General features: G+C 47.0%; 14 protein-coding genes. 6 read left to right on the top strand and 8 right to left on the bottom strand.

From position 1 onward, the window contains the following. Window positions 1-169: 169 nt before the first annotated feature. The 4 genes from rlmA to gap form a co-directional block, all read right to left on the bottom strand. Window positions 170-988 carry a 23S rRNA (guanine(745)-N(1))-methyltransferase gene (rlmA, locus tag VOA_RS03455; protein ID WP_000143345.1) on the bottom strand — a complete coding sequence of 273 codons (819 nt, stop codon included), beginning with the start codon at window positions 986-988 and terminating at the stop codon, window positions 170-172. Window positions 989-1,138: 150 nt separating this feature from the next. Further along, complete coding sequence (locus VOA_RS03460) at window positions 1,139-2,143, bottom strand: DUF2860 domain-containing protein (RefSeq protein ID WP_000788350.1); 1,005 nt, start codon at window positions 2,141-2,143, stop codon at window positions 1,139-1,141. A 239-nt stretch (window positions 2,144-2,382) separates the two neighbouring features. After that, entirely contained in the window at window positions 2,383-3,273 is an 891-nt protein-coding gene (locus VOA_RS03465; protein ID WP_000363093.1) for a D-hexose-6-phosphate mutarotase, read from the bottom strand. A 147-nt stretch (window positions 3,274-3,420) separates the two neighbouring features. After that, window positions 3,421-4,416 carry a type I glyceraldehyde-3-phosphate dehydrogenase gene (gene gap / locus VOA_RS03470; RefSeq protein WP_000153497.1) on the bottom strand — a complete coding sequence of 332 codons (996 nt, stop codon included), beginning with the start codon at window positions 4,414-4,416 and terminating at the stop codon, window positions 3,421-3,423. Between the two features lie 338 nt (window positions 4,417-4,754). On the opposite strand from gap, the gene msrB reads away from it, so the two are divergent. Then, entirely contained in the window at window positions 4,755-5,159 is a 405-nt protein-coding gene (gene msrB, locus VOA_RS03475; RefSeq protein ID WP_000393999.1) for a peptide-methionine (R)-S-oxide reductase MsrB, read from the top strand. A 23-nt stretch (window positions 5,160-5,182) separates the two neighbouring features. Here the strand turns inward: msrB and VOA_RS03480 are convergent, their stop codons facing one another. Then, on the bottom strand, window positions 5,183-6,022 hold the full coding sequence (locus VOA_RS03480) for a DUF2989 domain-containing protein (RefSeq protein WP_001054635.1): 840 nt from the start codon (window positions 6,020-6,022) through the stop codon (window positions 5,183-5,185). A 102-nt stretch (window positions 6,023-6,124) separates the two neighbouring features. Here VOA_RS03480 and VOA_RS03485 point away from each other — a divergent pair, with 102 nt between their 5' ends. After that, entirely contained in the window at window positions 6,125-6,412 is a 288-nt protein-coding gene (locus VOA_RS03485) for a YeaC family protein (protein WP_000381011.1), read from the top strand. 94 nt (window positions 6,413-6,506) lie between these two features. Here VOA_RS03485 and ansA read toward each other — a convergent pair whose 3' ends face one another. Further along, a complete protein-coding gene (ansA, locus tag VOA_RS03490) occupies window positions 6,507-7,520 on the bottom strand; it encodes an asparaginase (protein WP_000101381.1) in 1,014 nt (337 codons plus the stop codon). A 116-nt stretch (window positions 7,521-7,636) separates the two neighbouring features. Then, on the bottom strand, window positions 7,637-9,487 hold the full coding sequence (gene sppA, locus VOA_RS03495) for a signal peptide peptidase SppA (RefSeq protein WP_000838314.1): 1,851 nt from the start codon (window positions 9,485-9,487) through the stop codon (window positions 7,637-7,639). 229 nt (window positions 9,488-9,716) lie between these two features. Between sppA and VOA_RS03500 the strand changes: the two genes are divergently transcribed. After that, the gene (locus tag VOA_RS03500) at window positions 9,717-11,717 is read left to right on the top strand and encodes an NADPH-dependent 2,4-dienoyl-CoA reductase (RefSeq protein ID WP_000283426.1); all 2,001 of its coding nucleotides are present in this window, start codon (window positions 9,717-9,719) and stop codon (window positions 11,715-11,717) included. Between the two features lie 72 nt (window positions 11,718-11,789). Here VOA_RS03500 and purU read toward each other — a convergent pair whose 3' ends face one another. After that, on the bottom strand, window positions 11,790-12,623 hold the full coding sequence (gene purU / locus VOA_RS03505) for a formyltetrahydrofolate deformylase (protein WP_000412708.1): 834 nt from the start codon (window positions 12,621-12,623) through the stop codon (window positions 11,790-11,792). 268 nt (window positions 12,624-12,891) lie between these two features. On the opposite strand from purU, the gene VOA_RS19920 reads away from it, so the two are divergent. From VOA_RS19920 to tsaB, 3 genes are all read left to right on the top strand, one after another. Continuing rightward, window positions 12,892-13,098: a hypothetical protein gene (locus tag VOA_RS19920; protein ID WP_000356697.1), complete on the top strand. Its 207-nt coding sequence runs from the start codon at window positions 12,892-12,894 to the stop codon at window positions 13,096-13,098. 91 nt (window positions 13,099-13,189) lie between these two features. Next, a complete protein-coding gene (locus tag VOA_RS03515; RefSeq protein WP_000570819.1) occupies window positions 13,190-15,130 on the top strand; it encodes an ATP-dependent DNA helicase in 1,941 nt (646 codons plus the stop codon). Beyond that, the gene (gene tsaB / locus VOA_RS03520; protein ID WP_000111666.1) at window positions 15,127-15,825 is read left to right on the top strand and encodes a tRNA (adenosine(37)-N6)-threonylcarbamoyltransferase complex dimerization subunit type 1 TsaB; all 699 of its coding nucleotides are present in this window, start codon (window positions 15,127-15,129) and stop codon (window positions 15,823-15,825) included. The genes VOA_RS03515 and tsaB overlap by 4 nt, the downstream gene beginning before the upstream one ends. Window positions 15,826-15,851 lie beyond the last annotated feature (26 nt).

The raw sequence follows: 15,851 nt of genomic DNA, 5'->3' as shown, positions 1-15,851 counted from the left end.
GCAAATGCTATGCCGATTTTGAGTTGTTGATGGCTTAGGAGTGTGATTTTTTCTTAAACGAGATCTGTATCGTGCATTTTCAATGGCTTGGTTGCTTCAACTTGATGAGCTTTTTGAGTAGCACTTATTGAGGCAGTGAGTACGGGAAAGTCATCGTTACTTTGCACGGCTACTTTCTTCGGTAAACGCGCAGCATGAAGTCAGCTTCACACTCGAAACTGTCACTTTGGCTAACTCGATTTTTAAAATCATCGCTGGCACGCCATGCGAACGGAGTCATTTGCAGCAAGTCGGCAGCTTCTGAGCCATTGAGTGCCATGGTGTAGTGGAGTTTGCATTCTTCAACCAATTCAAAGCCCGATAGGTTTTCTGGTAGTTCTTCATGCAAGCGCACCTGATCGTAGATACCTTGTTTAAATTGAAACAGATGGCGCGCTGCAGGAGTGACGGTTATCACCACGCCTCCCACTTTTACACAACGTTCCAATTCGGTGTCTTTGCATGGTGCGTAAATGCGGATCACGCCGTCCAGACTCTGCTCAGCAAAAGGGAGGCGATGGCTAGATGCTACTGTAAATTGGCATTCTGGATAACGTTTTGCAGCGTAACGAATAGCAATTTTGGAAATATCGAGCCCAAAAGTCATTGCTTCACTGTCTTGCTGGCGTAGTGCTTTGGCAAAAAAATCGGTGTAGTAGCCTTCACCACAGCCGATATCAAGTAGCGTTTGCTGGTGGTCAGCTAAATGTTTTTGGCATAATTCCGTGACTTTTTCACGCATTGGTGCGTAATGGCCCGTTTGCAAAAAACGACGACGTGCTTGAGTCATTTCTTTATTGTCGCCGGGATCTTTTGAGCGCTTGTGCTGAACAGGCATCAGATTGACGTATCCCTCTTTCGCTACATCAAATTGATGACGATTGACGCAGGTGTAAGTGTTTTGGTTAAGCGTTAGGGGATGCTCACAAAGCGGGCACAAGAAGGTCATGGTGGCCTCAATCAACAAAATAGAGGCGTAAGTTTAGCGGCTAGAGCATGAAATAAAAAGGCAAGGATCGGTTATTGATTAGCTAATGGCGATTTGCTAAGCAGCGAGAGGCCGCCTGACAAGTAGGCGGCCGAAATTCACTTTCAAAGTTTAGAAATTAAATGCAATACCAGCGGAAAGTAGAGCTGATTGTTGATCGAAAAAGCTAACCGCATCGTCTGTTTCACTGATGCTTGCTATTGCATTGATTGCCATGTTGTTCCAGCCAAAGGGGGCATGGTAGACATAAAGTGCAAACGCACTCCAGCGGTCAGCATCTCTTGCTGTTGTAAAAATTGGGTGTGCAGTATTGTAATCCTCTTGACCATAGCTAAGGGTTAAAAACAACGCCTGAGGACCAGCAAAAGCGTTGAATCCAAGTTGATAATCGAAGGCGGTAAAATCAAACGCATCTCCTTGGGCATTACGTTGGGTATAACTTATCTTCGGTACTAAAGACCAAGATCGACCAAAGGGTAAAGTTACTTCCGCAGAAACTCTTTGGTAGTCACTATTGCGATTTAGCAGGGTGGTTGCTTCGTTATTTAATCCTGATGTTATGCCGCTTTGTTCTTCATCGATTTGATAGTCTAAATAGGCATAGCGCAGAGTAAATGGAATGGCTAAAGGGGCGGTATAAGCTAAGCGTCCACCTTGTGCGCTAATGTCAGTAGCGGATCTTGCCGTTTGCGTAAGATAGGGGTCACGCCACGTTTCATTTACACCGGGTAGGGAAGGAAAATAAGCCAGCGTAATCTCACCTAATCTATCCAATCTATGGGTCACGCCGAGTTCTGCTTGTAGTTGCCCTTCAATAATTTGATCCGAACTCTGCCCTGCAAAAAGTCGAGTTTGTCCTGAAGCTAAGGTGTATTGGATATTCCCTAATGGGGCAAAAAAAAGGTCAGACGTGCTTTGTCCGGGCTGCTGCAAATTGTTGGTGATCGCATTGTCATCATTGGTGTTCATTTGTGACTGAGTGCGCACGTAAAAACTGTTAAGGCTTAGCGTGATATCCCATCCTGGTTGATTTTTATCCGGAAAACCTTGTGCGTGAGTGACTTGTAATAGTGAAGATAAGAGTAGGGTTGCGAGACAAATATGGCCGTTTTTCATTAGGTATCCTTACCAGACTGACGTTGTGCATTATGTAGCACAATTGTGCTGAGCAGAGTAAGACATGGTACGGCTAAAATATGAACCAAATGATGGTTATGTGAATGATATCGCTGAGTCGTGTATCTCACGCTGTTGCACAGTATATGTAGGGGTAGAAAAAGCAGCGCTTTTCGAGTGGATGTCGCGCTATATTGGCGGTTCAAACTTGCCCGAGATGCACGCTGCTTGATAAGGAATTAATGCGTATGGCTAGAGATCTGTGTGCTCAACTGATGGGTTTGCCCTGGTTGAAGTGTTTTGCCTTGGGCCAGTGACGGAGCATGAAGCGTCGACTCCACACACAAGAAGTGTAAGTAACCATCATCATTCATATCTGCCATTGATTGGGTGCCTTGTTGCCAAGGGTTCCATAATACCGCTGAGTTATGACCTTGATTTTCAACCGTCAATGTTCTGGCTAGCGTTGGATCTTGCACTTGGATCAATGCTTCTGGCTGGGTATAAACACGATCTATGGTGTCGATGAGCGTTAGTTGACCATCACTTGAGCAAGATTTATCCCCTTGCAGGCTATCAAGATACTCTACACCTACACCTGTAGTTTGAGTTTCACGTATATCGCCCACGTGCAGATAAGTGTGTAGCGCACCAGAGAATGTCCATGCTTTTTCGTCAGTGTTAGTTACATCAAGCGTTACTTTCAAGCTCTCACTGATTTCTACATGTAAGCGCACATCAAATTGATATGGCCAAATGGCCAAACTCTCAGGTGTAGCTTGCAAACCGAGAGTCACGATCACACCTTGATCATTTTCTCTGTGTTCAACCAGTTTCCATTCTTGATTCCGTGCAAAACCATGCGCTGGTGCAGCTATACGGCCAAACCATGGCCAACAGACAGGAATCCCTCCACGCAGTGCTGCTTTACCATCAAAAATGGCTTTTGAGCTCATCCACAAGAGATCGGATTGGCCATTGGGTTGAAAGGAGATGACATGACCGCCGTGCAGTGAGATAGCAGCACTGGCTTTATCGTGTATCACACGCACGATTTTGATCTGATCTTGCTGAGCAATAGTGACGCAATCAGACAATACGGCGACGGTGTTCAGAGAGTGTAAATCCATCTTAGTTTCCTTGAATCTGCGTTTCAGCCTGATCTGAGATGGGGTCAATGACGAGTGTAAAAACACTGAGTTACCCAAAGCCCAGATACCAAAAAGGCGACCTAGAGTCGCCTTTTTGTCTAACGAATTTCTTCGCTAATCACCACATTACTTAGAGATGTGAGCGATCAGATCAAGAACTTTGTTTGAGTAACCGATTTCGTTGTCGTACCAAGATACAACTTTAACGAACTTGTCAGTTAGTGCGATACCTGCGTCAGCATCGAAGATAGAAGTGCGAGTGTCACCGTTGAAGTCAGTAGAAACTACTGCATCTTCAGTGTAGCCTAGGATACCAGCTAGTTCGCCTTCAGAAGCTGCTTTCATTGCTGCTTTGATGTCGTCGTAAGACGCTGCTTTTTGCAGGTTAACAGTCAGGTCAACTACAGAAACGTTAGCAGTTGGTACGCGGAAAGCCATACCAGTCAGTTTGCCGTTCAGTTCTGGAAGAACAACGCCAACTGCTTTAGCTGCACCAGTTGAAGATGGGATGATGTTTTGAGAAGCACCACGGCCACCGCGCCAGTCTTTCGCTGAAGGACCGTCAACTGTTTTTTGAGTTGCAGTTGTTGCGTGAACTGTAGTCATCAGGCCAGACTCGATACCGAAGTTGTCGTTCAGTACTTTAGCGATAGGCGCCAGACAGTTAGTAGTACAAGAAGCGTTAGAAACGATGTCTTGACCAGCGTAAGTCTTGTGGTTAACGCCCATTACGAACATTGGCGTCTTGTCTTTTGAAGGACCAGTCAGAACAACTTTCTTCGCACCAGCTTCGATGTGTTTACGAGCAGTTTCGTCAGTCAGGAACAGACCTGTTGCTTCAGCAACAACGTCAACACCGATTTCGCCCCATTTCAGGTCAGCTGGGTTACGTTCTGCAGTTACACGTACAGTTTTGCCGTTTACGATCAGGTTTCCACCTTCAACTGCAACAGTACCGTTGAAACGGCCGTGAGTTGAATCGTACTTCAGCATGTAAGCCATGTAATCTACGTCGATCAGGTCGTTGATACCTACAACTTCGATGTCATTGCGCTCTTGCGCTGCACGGAAAACGAAACGACCGATACGGCCAAAACCGTTAATACCTACTTTGATAGTCATTATAGTTGCTCCACAACTTAATTTCTGATTAAAGATAACTGGTAGTAAAATTACAGAATCCAGTTAAAAGCTGCAACAGATAATCGGACTTAACTTGTTTAAAGTCAAAAAAAAGCGTCGCTTTTTTTCACAATCGTTTGCAATTGATTAACTTTTAAACTTGAACCTGCTTTTTATACTGACCAATTGACGTAGTATGTGAATGAGCCGAAGCCCAATTCACATCAAAAATTCTTGCTCAAAATAGAGTCAAAAAGTATGTGCCACAAACTCTATATTAGGCAAGTGTTTCGCAAAAAATGATTGCTCTAAGGTTAATCAACAAGGAAATAAAAACAGTGGAATTTGAATCCAAAAATTCGCTCAAGCCTGATGGATATTGGCGTGAGCACTTGTCAGATGAACAATATTATGTTTGTCGCCAGCAAGGAACAGAAGCCCCTTATTCAGGCAAATTGTTGCACAATAAGGAAACGGGCTTCTATCTCTGTACTTGTTGCCAATCGCCATTATTCAGCTCAGCAAATAAATACGATTCAGGCTGTGGTTGGCCAAGTTTTGATGCGCCAGTTGATGAGAGAGCAGTACGTTATTTAAATGATATGAGTCACGGAATGGTACGCACTGAGATCCGTTGTGCGGCTTGTGATAGTCACCTTGGGCATGTCTTTGAAGATGGCCCGAAGACGACTGGGTTACGATTTTGTGTTAACTCTGTGTCGTTAATTTTCAACAAAAAGTGAAAAAGCGGTGAAAGACTCCCCGCTTATTGTTGAGATTTTTCATCCTTCATTCGGTTAGGGATGAGGGTTTTGGTGTACTTGCCAGCACGAATCGCTTTCACTATGGTATCGGCGGTTTTATCTAGTTCTGCAAACTGCGCTTGGCTAAAACCGTAAAGTCGTTTTAGTTCTTCGGCGGAAGCCACTGGCACACCAAAATCTTTGCCAACCATAGCCCAAAGATAAGCGTTTTCTTTGTCATGTAGGACATGGTAGTTGCTGGCTAAGGCTTTCAATATTTCGGTGTTCGTTGGTCTACCATTACCGAGTTCCAGAGACTTATGCAGCAGTTCTATGGTTTTGGGCTTATCGCGATCTGTGTAAAAGGTCGCCAAGGCGTACTGCATCTCAGCGGTTTCGAGCTCGGGTTTTCCTTCTAACTGTAAGAAAGCACGTCGTGCATTACGGTCGCCTATTTGACTCCACAAGAAATAGAGTGCTTGCGGAGACGTTGACTGTTTTAATTCTGCCACGATTCGTTCTTGTTCTTTGCCTGAATTGACCAAAGCCTTGAAGCGGTTTTCTTTCAACTTGGTTTGATCAATGGCTTGGATTTGCGAAGCAAGTTCAAGGCATTTTCGATAAGCACTGACGAGATGGTATTCTTTGATGCTTTTTTCATCGCTCGGTGATTTCAATATTTCAAAGCGGTGCCAAATCAGATCGGTTCTTGGAACGCGGCATTGCCCATCGTCCATATTGAGCTGTTCACAGCGCAGATTGGGGTTATCGGCACAGAGCTTTTCTGTGTTTTTGCGATTCTCGAAACAGCCATTCAATAGTGCTAGGCTTGCGAGAATAAGTAACGTTTTAGTCAAATTCATGATATCGGCTTGTGATCAAATACACTTATTTATTTAGCTGTTCTTGACGCATTACGCTAGCTCGTTATGTTGACGCCACATCACTTTGAGTAGGACGAGATTATGGACACTCAACAATTAATTAATGCGATTACGCCTGAAGCTTATCAGCGCTTACTATACGCCGTGGAAACGGGAAAGTGGCCTGAGGGTACACCACTTTCACAACAGCAGCGAGACTCCTGTATGCAAGCTGTGATGTTGTATCAATCTAAGCATAATATTGAAGCTGATCATATGTCGGTTGGCGTTGGTGGTGAGGTAGTTTTTAAGTCCAAAGCGGAGCTGAAAAAGCGTTTTACGGCAGGGGAAGACGATATCCTGCGTGTCAATCCGAACCAAAACGAGTAAATAAACCGAGTGCATAAAAAAGCCTCGCTTTGTGCGAGGCAGATTTGTCAATGACCTTAACTGACTAGGTCTAATTTCGTTTTGCCACCGATCATTACAGTGTCATTTCACCGCGTAGAACTTGCTGCATTTTTGCTTTCACTTCTTCATAAGAAAGATCTTGGCTGAGCAGATAATGCAGTTTGGCGAGAGCGGCTTCCGGTGTCATGTCATAGCCACTGATCACCCCCGAGTCTGCTAGCGCACAACCTGTCGCGTATCCCCCCATGTTCACTTTGCCCGCAAGGCATTGGGTTAGGTTCACCACAATCACTCCACGCTCTGAGGCTGCTTTTAGCTGAGCCAGTAACTCTGGATTTTGTGGTGCATTTCCGACACCGAAAGTGAGCAGGATCATCGCATTGACCGGTTGCAATAGCGTATTGCGGATCACCTCATGAGAAATCCCCGGGTACATGGTGATCACCCCAATCGGTTGTGGTGTGATAGGGTTGACTTTGAATTCACCATTCGGCTTTTCATCCACTTTCACATTGGTACTCAGTTCAATATTGATACCTGCTTCTAGCAGCGGTGGCAGGTTGGGTGAGCTGAAAGCGCTAAAGCCATCGGCGTGTGATTTGCGGCTACGGTTGCCACGCATCAAACGATTATTGAAGAATAGGGTGACTTCATTGATGGGGTAATTGGCGGCAATGTGTAGGGCATTGAGCAGGTTGGCTTGACCATCTGAACGCAGATCTGCGAGCGGAATTTGTGAACCAGTCACAATTACAGGTTTGCCTAAGTTTTCGAACATGAACGACAGGGCTGAGGCAGTGTAAGCCATGGTATCCGTACCGTGGAGGATCACAAAACCATCGTAGTTGTCGTAGTTGGCGGCGATATCATCAGCGATGATTTGCCAATCCGCAGGAGTCATATCCGAAGAGTCCATCAATGGATCATATTCGTGGATAGTAAACAGAGGCATTTCAGGGCGGTGAAACTCAGGCATGCTGGCTAATTGTTTTTCCATAAACCCTGCAACAGGGACGTAGCCGTGATCCGATTTTTTCATGCCAATGGTGCCGCCAGTATAGGCGATATAAATATGTTTTCTTGCCATAGCGAGAAATCACTCAGTGTAGGGAACAGAGCGGCGATTATAGCGAAAACTCTTGCAATAAAAAGAGGCGCTTCTTGCAAAGCGCCTCGGTATATCAAGGGTTGTGACCTCGTAGACTATTCTACTTGGCAGGGCAAACAGAATGCGTACTGCCCTTTGGGATCATTCAATTGATTGAGTAGTGACGTTTGTTGTTGCCACTCTGTTGCCAAAGGTTGCAGTGATTTTGGCAACAGTGCCGAAACATCTAAACCTAAGCTAATACGCACTTCGCCAAGCAGGTCTTGTAAAAACTGCTGTGCTGGTGTGAGTGGTTCTTCAACCCAGTAAAGGTTGTATTGATCCAACTGTGCCAGGTCCGCTGCCAAATGTACCGCATCATCAAAATCACCAAGCTGATCGACTAAGCCTAAGGTTTGCGCATCTTGCGCTGTCCAAACACGGCCTTGGGCAATTTCATCTACCGCTTTTACCGTCATACTACGTTTCTCTGCCACCAAAGAAATAAAGCGCTGATAGCCATGCTCAATACCCAGTTGAATGGCATCTTTGGCTCCTTGAGTCAGGCCAGTGGTAACGCCTTGTCCTGAGAATGGTGTAGTGCCCACACCATCGGTGTAAATGCCAAGGTTATTCAGGCCTTTTTCGAAGGTGGTGATCACACTGAAAATACCAATTGAGCCTGTTAGTGTGGTCGGCTGCGCGACAATTTTGTCTGCACTCATCGAAATCCAGTAACCACCAGAAGCGGCAAGGCTAGACATAGAAACTACAACAGGTTTACCTGCGGCTTTCAGTGCTTCGATTTCATTGCGGATCACTTCGGAAGCAAACGCGCTGCCTCCTGGGCTATCCACACGAAGTACGACCGCTTTCACATTGCTGTCGTTACGTGCTTCGCGCAGTAATCCTGCTAATGTATCACCACCCACGGTACCGCGTGGCTGAGAGCCATCCATAATCGCACCACTGGCGACGACTACGGCAATATCGCTGGCATCAGTAAGAGGGTTTGGCTGAATGCTGGCTTTATATTCGTAGTAGCTGACCGCGTTATAGCTGTCTTTGCCATCGCTACCAAACGTTTCAGCTAAGGCTTGGCGTACTTGCTGGCGAGTAGCTAGCTCATCGACTAAGCCAACTTGTTTTGATAGTGCCGCTAAATCACCACCGGCTTCTTTCAATTGAGCAACAAACTCATCCATGCTTGGCGTGAGTGTTTTGATCGCAATTTGACGATTGGCTGCGACATCATCGACATACGCACTCCACAGTTGAGTTAACCAACGAGACGCAGATTCACGCGCTGCATCTGACATGTCATCACGCACAAAAGGTTCAATCGCAGATTTGTAAGTGCCGACCCGAAAGACGTGAGTCGTTACATCGAGTTTCTCAAGCAGAGTTTTGTAATACATGGAATAGGCGCTATAGCCTTTCAGCAACACCGCGCCGTCTGGAGCAAGGTAAATTTTGTCGGCATAGCTTGCCAAGTAATATTGGCTCTGGTTGTAAAAATCACCCACGGCATAGACCGGCTTACCGGATGATTTGAATTCGTTGATGGCTTTAGCGATGTAGCGAAGCTTGGTCAAATTGGTTTCAGGCATGTCACCTAACGCCAAAACGAGCCCGGTGACATTGTTATCATTTTTTGCATAACGCAAGGTCTCGACAATATCAAACAGCACGTTCTCGCGTGGCAGCTCTTCACCAAACACGGAACCAGTAAAAGAGTCCATCGGGTTGATATGTGTACTTTGCTCCACAATAGGACCCGATAGATTGAGTACCAGTGCAGAGGATTTATCCATGGTCGGTAGCGGGGCATCGGCATGGATATAAATAAAATAAATGATGCCAATACTGAGTAAGAAAATTAGGTTAGTCAGTGCCAGCCGAATGAAGGTGATAGCTTTCCAAATCCCTTTCAAAATCAGGCCAACAAAACGAAACAGTGATTTCATGGTATCTCCAGACCAACGGAGTGATAAATCACTCCAAAGCTTCAGATTTTCCGTGCAAATTAGCGCACGACACATCACATCCTACGTTATCTGATCGGGGCAAACAACAGCCTTGCAAACAACAGCAATTTTGATTGTTGTTGCACAAATGTAAACGCTTGTTTGATTTTTGTAATGCGCGGGCGTATTCTGCTCAGACCATCTAAATAAGAAGCAAAGTGAAGTCACCATGTACCCAAATCTGTTTCAGCCTCTCGATCTTGGTTTTACTCAGCTCAAAAATCGTGTGTTGATGGGCTCCATGCATACTGGCTTAGAAGAAAATAAGGAAGGGCTGCAAAAGTTGGCGGTCTTTTATGAAGAACGTGCCAAAGGGGGCGTTGGCCTTATCGTTACGGGCGGTTTTTCCCCAAATTTACGTGGTCGTTTGCATCCATTTAGTGCTGAATTTAGCAAGACCAAACATGCCAAAGCACATAAAGTGGTGACGGAAGCGGTACATCGCCATGGCGGCAAAATTGCATTACAGCTGCTGCATGCGGGGCGTTACGCCATGCATCCTTTTTCGCAAAGCGCTTCAGCCATTCGTGCTCCAATCGCCAAGTTTGCTCCCAGTGAAATGAGCTCTCGCCAGATTCGCAATACCATTAATGATTTCGCCAATAGTGCGGAGTTGGCGCAACTGGCGGGCTATGATGGTGTAGAAGTGATGGGCTCGGAAGGATACCTGCTCAACCAATTCATCTGTAAACGCACCAATATGCGTTATGACGAGTGGGGCGGCAGTTATCAAAATCGCATCCGTTTTCCGGTCGAAATTGTTAAAGCCATTCGTGAAGCAGTAGGTGAAGAGTTCATCATTATTTTTCGCCTGTCGATGCTCGATTTAGTTGAGCAGGGTAGCACCTTTGAAGAAGTAGTAGTGCTTGCCAAAGCCTTAGAAGAGGCAGGGGTCACCATTATTAATACAGGGATTGGGTGGCATGAAGCACGCATTCCGACCATTGCTACCCAAGTGCCACGCGCTGCCTTTAGTTGGGTGACAGAGAAAATCAGACCTTACTTAACCGTACCAGTAGTGACATGCAACCGAATCAATACCCCCGAGCAAGCGGAGAAAATTCTAGCCAGCGGTCAGGCAGATATGGTGTCGATGGCACGCCCGTTTTTAGCTGATGCGGATTTTGTACGCAAAGCACAGGAAGGGCAGAGTGCGCTGATCAACACCTGTATCGGTTGTAACCAAGCCTGTTTGGATAATGTTTTTCGCGGCAAACGTGCGAGCTGCTTAGTGAACCCACGCGCCTGTTATGAAACCGAGATTGTGGTGAAACCCGCGCAGAGCAAAAAGATTGCGGTTGTCGGTGCCGGCCCTGCGGGTTTGGCGTTTGCGACGACTGCATCAGAGCGCGGTCATCAAGTGGATCTGTTTGAACGCAACGATCGGATTGGTGGTCAATTCCGCCTTGCTATGCAGATCCCAGGCAAGGAAGAATTTCGTGAAACCATTCGCTACTTTGCCAACCGAATCGACCAAACTTGCGTGAAACTTCATCTGGGTTGTGAAGTGCAGTTTAGTGATTTGCGTAGTTATGATGAAGTGGTGATTGCCACGGGCGTCACGCCGCGCAAAATCGCCCTTACTGGGATAGAAGAATCCTCAAAAGTTGTTGATTACCAAACCTTAATCCGTGAAAAGACACCGGTAGGCCAAAAGGTCGCGATTGTTGGTGCAGGCGGAATTGGTGTGGATGTTGCGAGCATGCTGACCGAGCCGAAAGATCAAACATTAGATGACTGGTTGTACGAGTGGGGAATCGATAAAACTATCGAGCATCCCGGTGGTTTGTACCCTTATCCGGATACCACCAGTGAGAGAGATGTCTGGCTGCTGCAACGGCGTAAAGGTGCGGTTGGCAAAGGGCCGGGTAAAACTACGGGCTGGATCCATAAACGCACGTTAGAAAAACGCGGAGTGCATTTGATAGGTGGCGTTCAGTATCAGAAAATTGATGAGCAGGGTCTACATATTGAACGTGATGGCAAGCCTGAGCTTATTGAAGCAGACAGTGTGGTGATCTGTGCGGGTCAAGAGTCGGTGCGTCCATTTGAAACGCAGTGGGTTGAACTGGGCGATAAACTGCATGTAATTGGCGGCGCGGATGTGGCAGGAGAGTTGGATGCCGCGCGCGCGATTCGTCAAGGTGTTGAACTGGCGGTGCGTTTGTAATTCCGTATAACGAAACAGCAAATTTAAAGGGCACTTCGATGCCCTTTGTTGTTTCTGGTTGGAAAGTAGGAATTACAAAATGACAGTTTTGTTGCCGTAGACAAACACATGGTCATTCAGCACTTTGTTGAGTGCTTTACTGAGCACATTTTTCTCCACATCACGTCCTGCTTGCGCCATGTCTTGCGCGCTAAAGGTGTGGTCGACCGGAATCACGTCTTGTTTGATGATTGGGCCTTCATCGAGGTCATTCGTCACAAAGTGCGCCGTCGCACCAATGATTTTTACCCCACGGTCATAAGCCTGTTGGTAGGGTTTCGCACCAATAAAGGCAGGCAAGAAGCTGTGATGGATATTGATGATCTTATGGTGGAAACGTTCAACAAAACCGGGTGTTAATACACGCATGTATTTGGCGAGTACCAGATAATCCGGCTGATATTGGTCAATCACCTCTAATAGCGCTTGTTCGTGTTCTTCACGAGATAAACCCTCATGGGAAACACAGTGGTAAGGAATATCAAAACGTTCGGTTAAACGTTGCAAAGAGTCATAGTTGCCGACTACAGCGGCGATGTCGACATCCAAGCTGCCATCGTAATTCTTCATCAGAATATCACCCAGACAGTGGGCTTCTTTCGTTACGAGTACGACGATGCGTTTGCGGGTAGAACTGATCAGTTTACGGCGTGTACCTTGTGGCAGAGCATGGTCAAGGTCAGCCAATAAAGTCGCGTCATTGAAATAGCCTTCCAACTCGGTACGCATGAAGAAATGGCCGCTGGTGTTATCCACAAATTCGTTGTTGTGAATAATGTTGAGTTGATGTTTATAACAAATATTGGTGATTTTTGAGATCAGTCCCGGCGCATCAGGACAATGCGTCAGCAGGGTTTTTTTTTCCATTGATAACTACTTCCATGCAAAAAGAAATATGCCCTAGCTTTTTGAAATCACAGGTATTGGCAGCAATTTCAACCAGTTTGAGGCTAGCGATTTTTTTCATTCTAAAAAACAAATTAGCGGCGTCCGAACGGTGAGGCAGCACGCAAATACGCACCTATAATTAATCTATTATCAATACAGATTCAATCGCTTTAGCCAAGGAATACTCAGGTTTCTTGCGCATTGGGTTAGCCGTTTCTTATTAATGAGAGTTGTAAGGTGGTTGTATATGGATAAAGAACTTCTCGCACGTAAATTGTATGTTGAGCGGATTGGAACACTGCTTAGGGATCAACCTATAGATGAGCATATTTTGGAAGAGATGTGGGAACATCGAGCCTCTCCCTCTGAAGCAGTGAAAGCCATGACGCCTGTGGCTTCATCTTCGGGTTACGATGCACCATCTTGGCTCTCTCGTTATCTCAATCGCAAGTAATTTGTTCTTTGCGGTGTGGAGGTGATTGCGATTCGCGCCGCTGTGCAAAACCTGCCATAATCGCGCCATTTCCTTTGCACATAGAATTGGCATGATTGAAAAAACCTTTTCCCAGCAAGGCGCATTAGGCCAAGCGATTCCGGGCTTTCAACCCAGACAAGCACAAGTGGATATGGCGAAAGCCGTTGCCAGTGCTATTGCCAACCAATCTCAGTTGGTGGTTGAAGCCGGAACGGGAACCGGAAAAACCTTTGCGTATTTAGTACCAGCCTTGCTCAGTGGCAAAAAGGTCATCATCAGTACCGGTTCTAAAAACTTGCAAGAGCAGCTGTTTCATCGTGATTTGCCTTTGATGGTCAGTGCGTTGGGCTTTTTCGGCCAAGTGGCACTGCTTAAAGGCCGTGCTAACTATCTCTGCCTTGATCGCTTAAGTCGGCAAATGGTGGAAAGCCACACTCCTGAATCCGATCCCTCGCTGCTCACTCAGTTGGTGAAAGTGCGCAGTTGGGCAGCCAGCACGCAAAGTGGTGATTTAGGGGAATGTGACGATCTGGCGGAAGATAGCCTGATTATTCCCACCATAACGTCGACCAATGACAACTGCTTAGGTAAAGAATGCGCCAGCTACCAAGACTGCTTTGTTTCCAAAGCTCGCCGTCGCGCGATGGATGCCGATGTGGTCGTGGTGAACCATCACCTGTTTCTGGCCGATTTGGCGATCAAAGAAACCGGCTTCGGTGAGTTAATTCCTGAAGCAGAAGTGTTCATTTTCGATGAAGCACACCAACTGCCGGACATCGCGAGCCAATATTTTGGGCAGTCGGTATCGAGCCGCCAAGTGCAAGAGCTGGCGAAAGACATTGAACTCGGTTATCGCACCGAAGCGAAAGACATGCGCCAGCTACAAAAGGTGTCGGATAAGCTAGTGCAGGCTGCGATGGATTTGCGCATTGTGCTTGGCGAGCCAGGCTATCGCGGCAACTGGCGTGAAGTGCTGAAAGTACCCACGGTGGCAAGGGAAGTCGAACGGCTCAATGAAGCGCTGCAATTTGCGTTGGATGTACTCAAGTTAGCTTTAGGTCGCAGCCAGCTTCTGGATACTGCGTTTGAACGTGCCACACTGATTTTAGGCCGAATTCGCCGTGTGTGTGATGTCTCTATCACCGGTTATTCCTATTGGTATGACACCACTCCGCGTCATTTCAGTTTGCACATCACGCCACTGTCTGTAGCGGATAAATTTCGTGAGCAGATTGAACAAAAAGAGGGCGCGTGGATATTCACTTCCGCGACCTTGGCGGTCAACGATAATTTCAGCCATTTTACTGAGCGGCTTGGGTTAATCCCGAGCGCGCAATTCTCACTGGTCAGCCCGTTTGATTATCAACAACAGGCCGTATTGTGTGTGCCTCGTTATCTGCCAGAACCGAATAGTCCCGGACTGGCAGATAAACTGGTGCGTATGCTCGCGCCCGTGATTGAGCACAACCAAGGGCGCTGCTTCTTTTTGTGTACCTCGCACAGCATGATGCGTGATTTAGGCGAACGTTTTCGTGAACGTTTAACCTTACCGGTTTTGATGCAAGGTGAAACCAGCAAACAGAAAACGCTGGCCGAATTTATGGAGCTGGGCAATGCGCTCTTGGTCGCCACTGGCGCGTTTTGGGAAGGGATTGACGTTAGAGGCGATACCTTAAGCTGTGTTATCATCGACAAACTTCCGTTTACCGCACCCGATGATCCGTTGCTCAAAGCTCGCATTGAAGACTGCCGCCTGCGTGGTGGTGACCCATTTGCCCAAGTGCAACTGCCGGAAGCGGTGATCACCTTAAAGCAAGGTGTGGGTCGTCTGATCCGCGATAAAAACGATAAAGGCGCGTTGATCATCTGTGACAATCGACTGGTCACGCGCGATTATGGTGGGGTGTTCCTCGCCAGTTTACCGCCGATTCCGCGCACACGGGATCTGGACGTAGTCACCACTTTTCTACAACAATTAGCTGTAACTGAAATCAATCAGAGAGACTCATGAGCGTAAAAATTCTCGCCTTAGATACCGCCACCGAGCGCTGTTCCGTCGCGCTACTCGTCGGCAATACCGTTTATTCACGCAGTGAAATCGCCCCGCGTGATCACACCAAAAAAGTATTGCCTATGGTGGACGAAGTATTAAAAGAAGCAGGCGTAACGCTACAAGAATTGGATGCTTTGGCTTTTGGTCGTGGCCCAGGGAGTTTTACTGGGGTACGGATTGGCATTGGAATTGCACAAGGTTTAGCATTTGGTGCGAATCTGCCGATGATTGGCATTTCCACCTTAGCGGCAATGGCGCAAGCCGCGTATCGCCTACAAGGCATGACCCATGTTGCCAGTGCCATTGATGCGCGCATGGAAGAAGTGTATTGGGGGCGCTATGTGCGTCAAGAAGATGGCAGTTGGCAAGCCGCGGAAGCGGAGTGTGTGATTGCGCCTGCGCTGTTGGCGCAGACCTTGACGCAAGACGAGCAGGTTTGGGGCAAAGCCGGAACAGGGTGGGACGCTTACCCAGCACTGGCGGATCTGCCACTGCAAGTGCAAACCAGTGAAGTGCTTTACCCAGATTCGCAAGATATTGCTTATTTGGCTCAGTTTGAATTGGCGCAAGGCAATACCATGAGTGTTGAGCAGGCAAGCCCAGTGTATCTGCGTGATACTGTGGCTTGGAAAAAGCTGCCTGGCCGAGAGTAAGGCAGAAGATGAGCGCTCACTCACTC

The organism is Vibrio sp. RC586 (assembly GCF_000176715.1).
Classification (GTDB): Bacteria; Pseudomonadota; Gammaproteobacteria; order Enterobacterales; family Vibrionaceae; genus Vibrio.
This window is presented reverse-complemented; position numbering and strand designations above follow the sequence as displayed.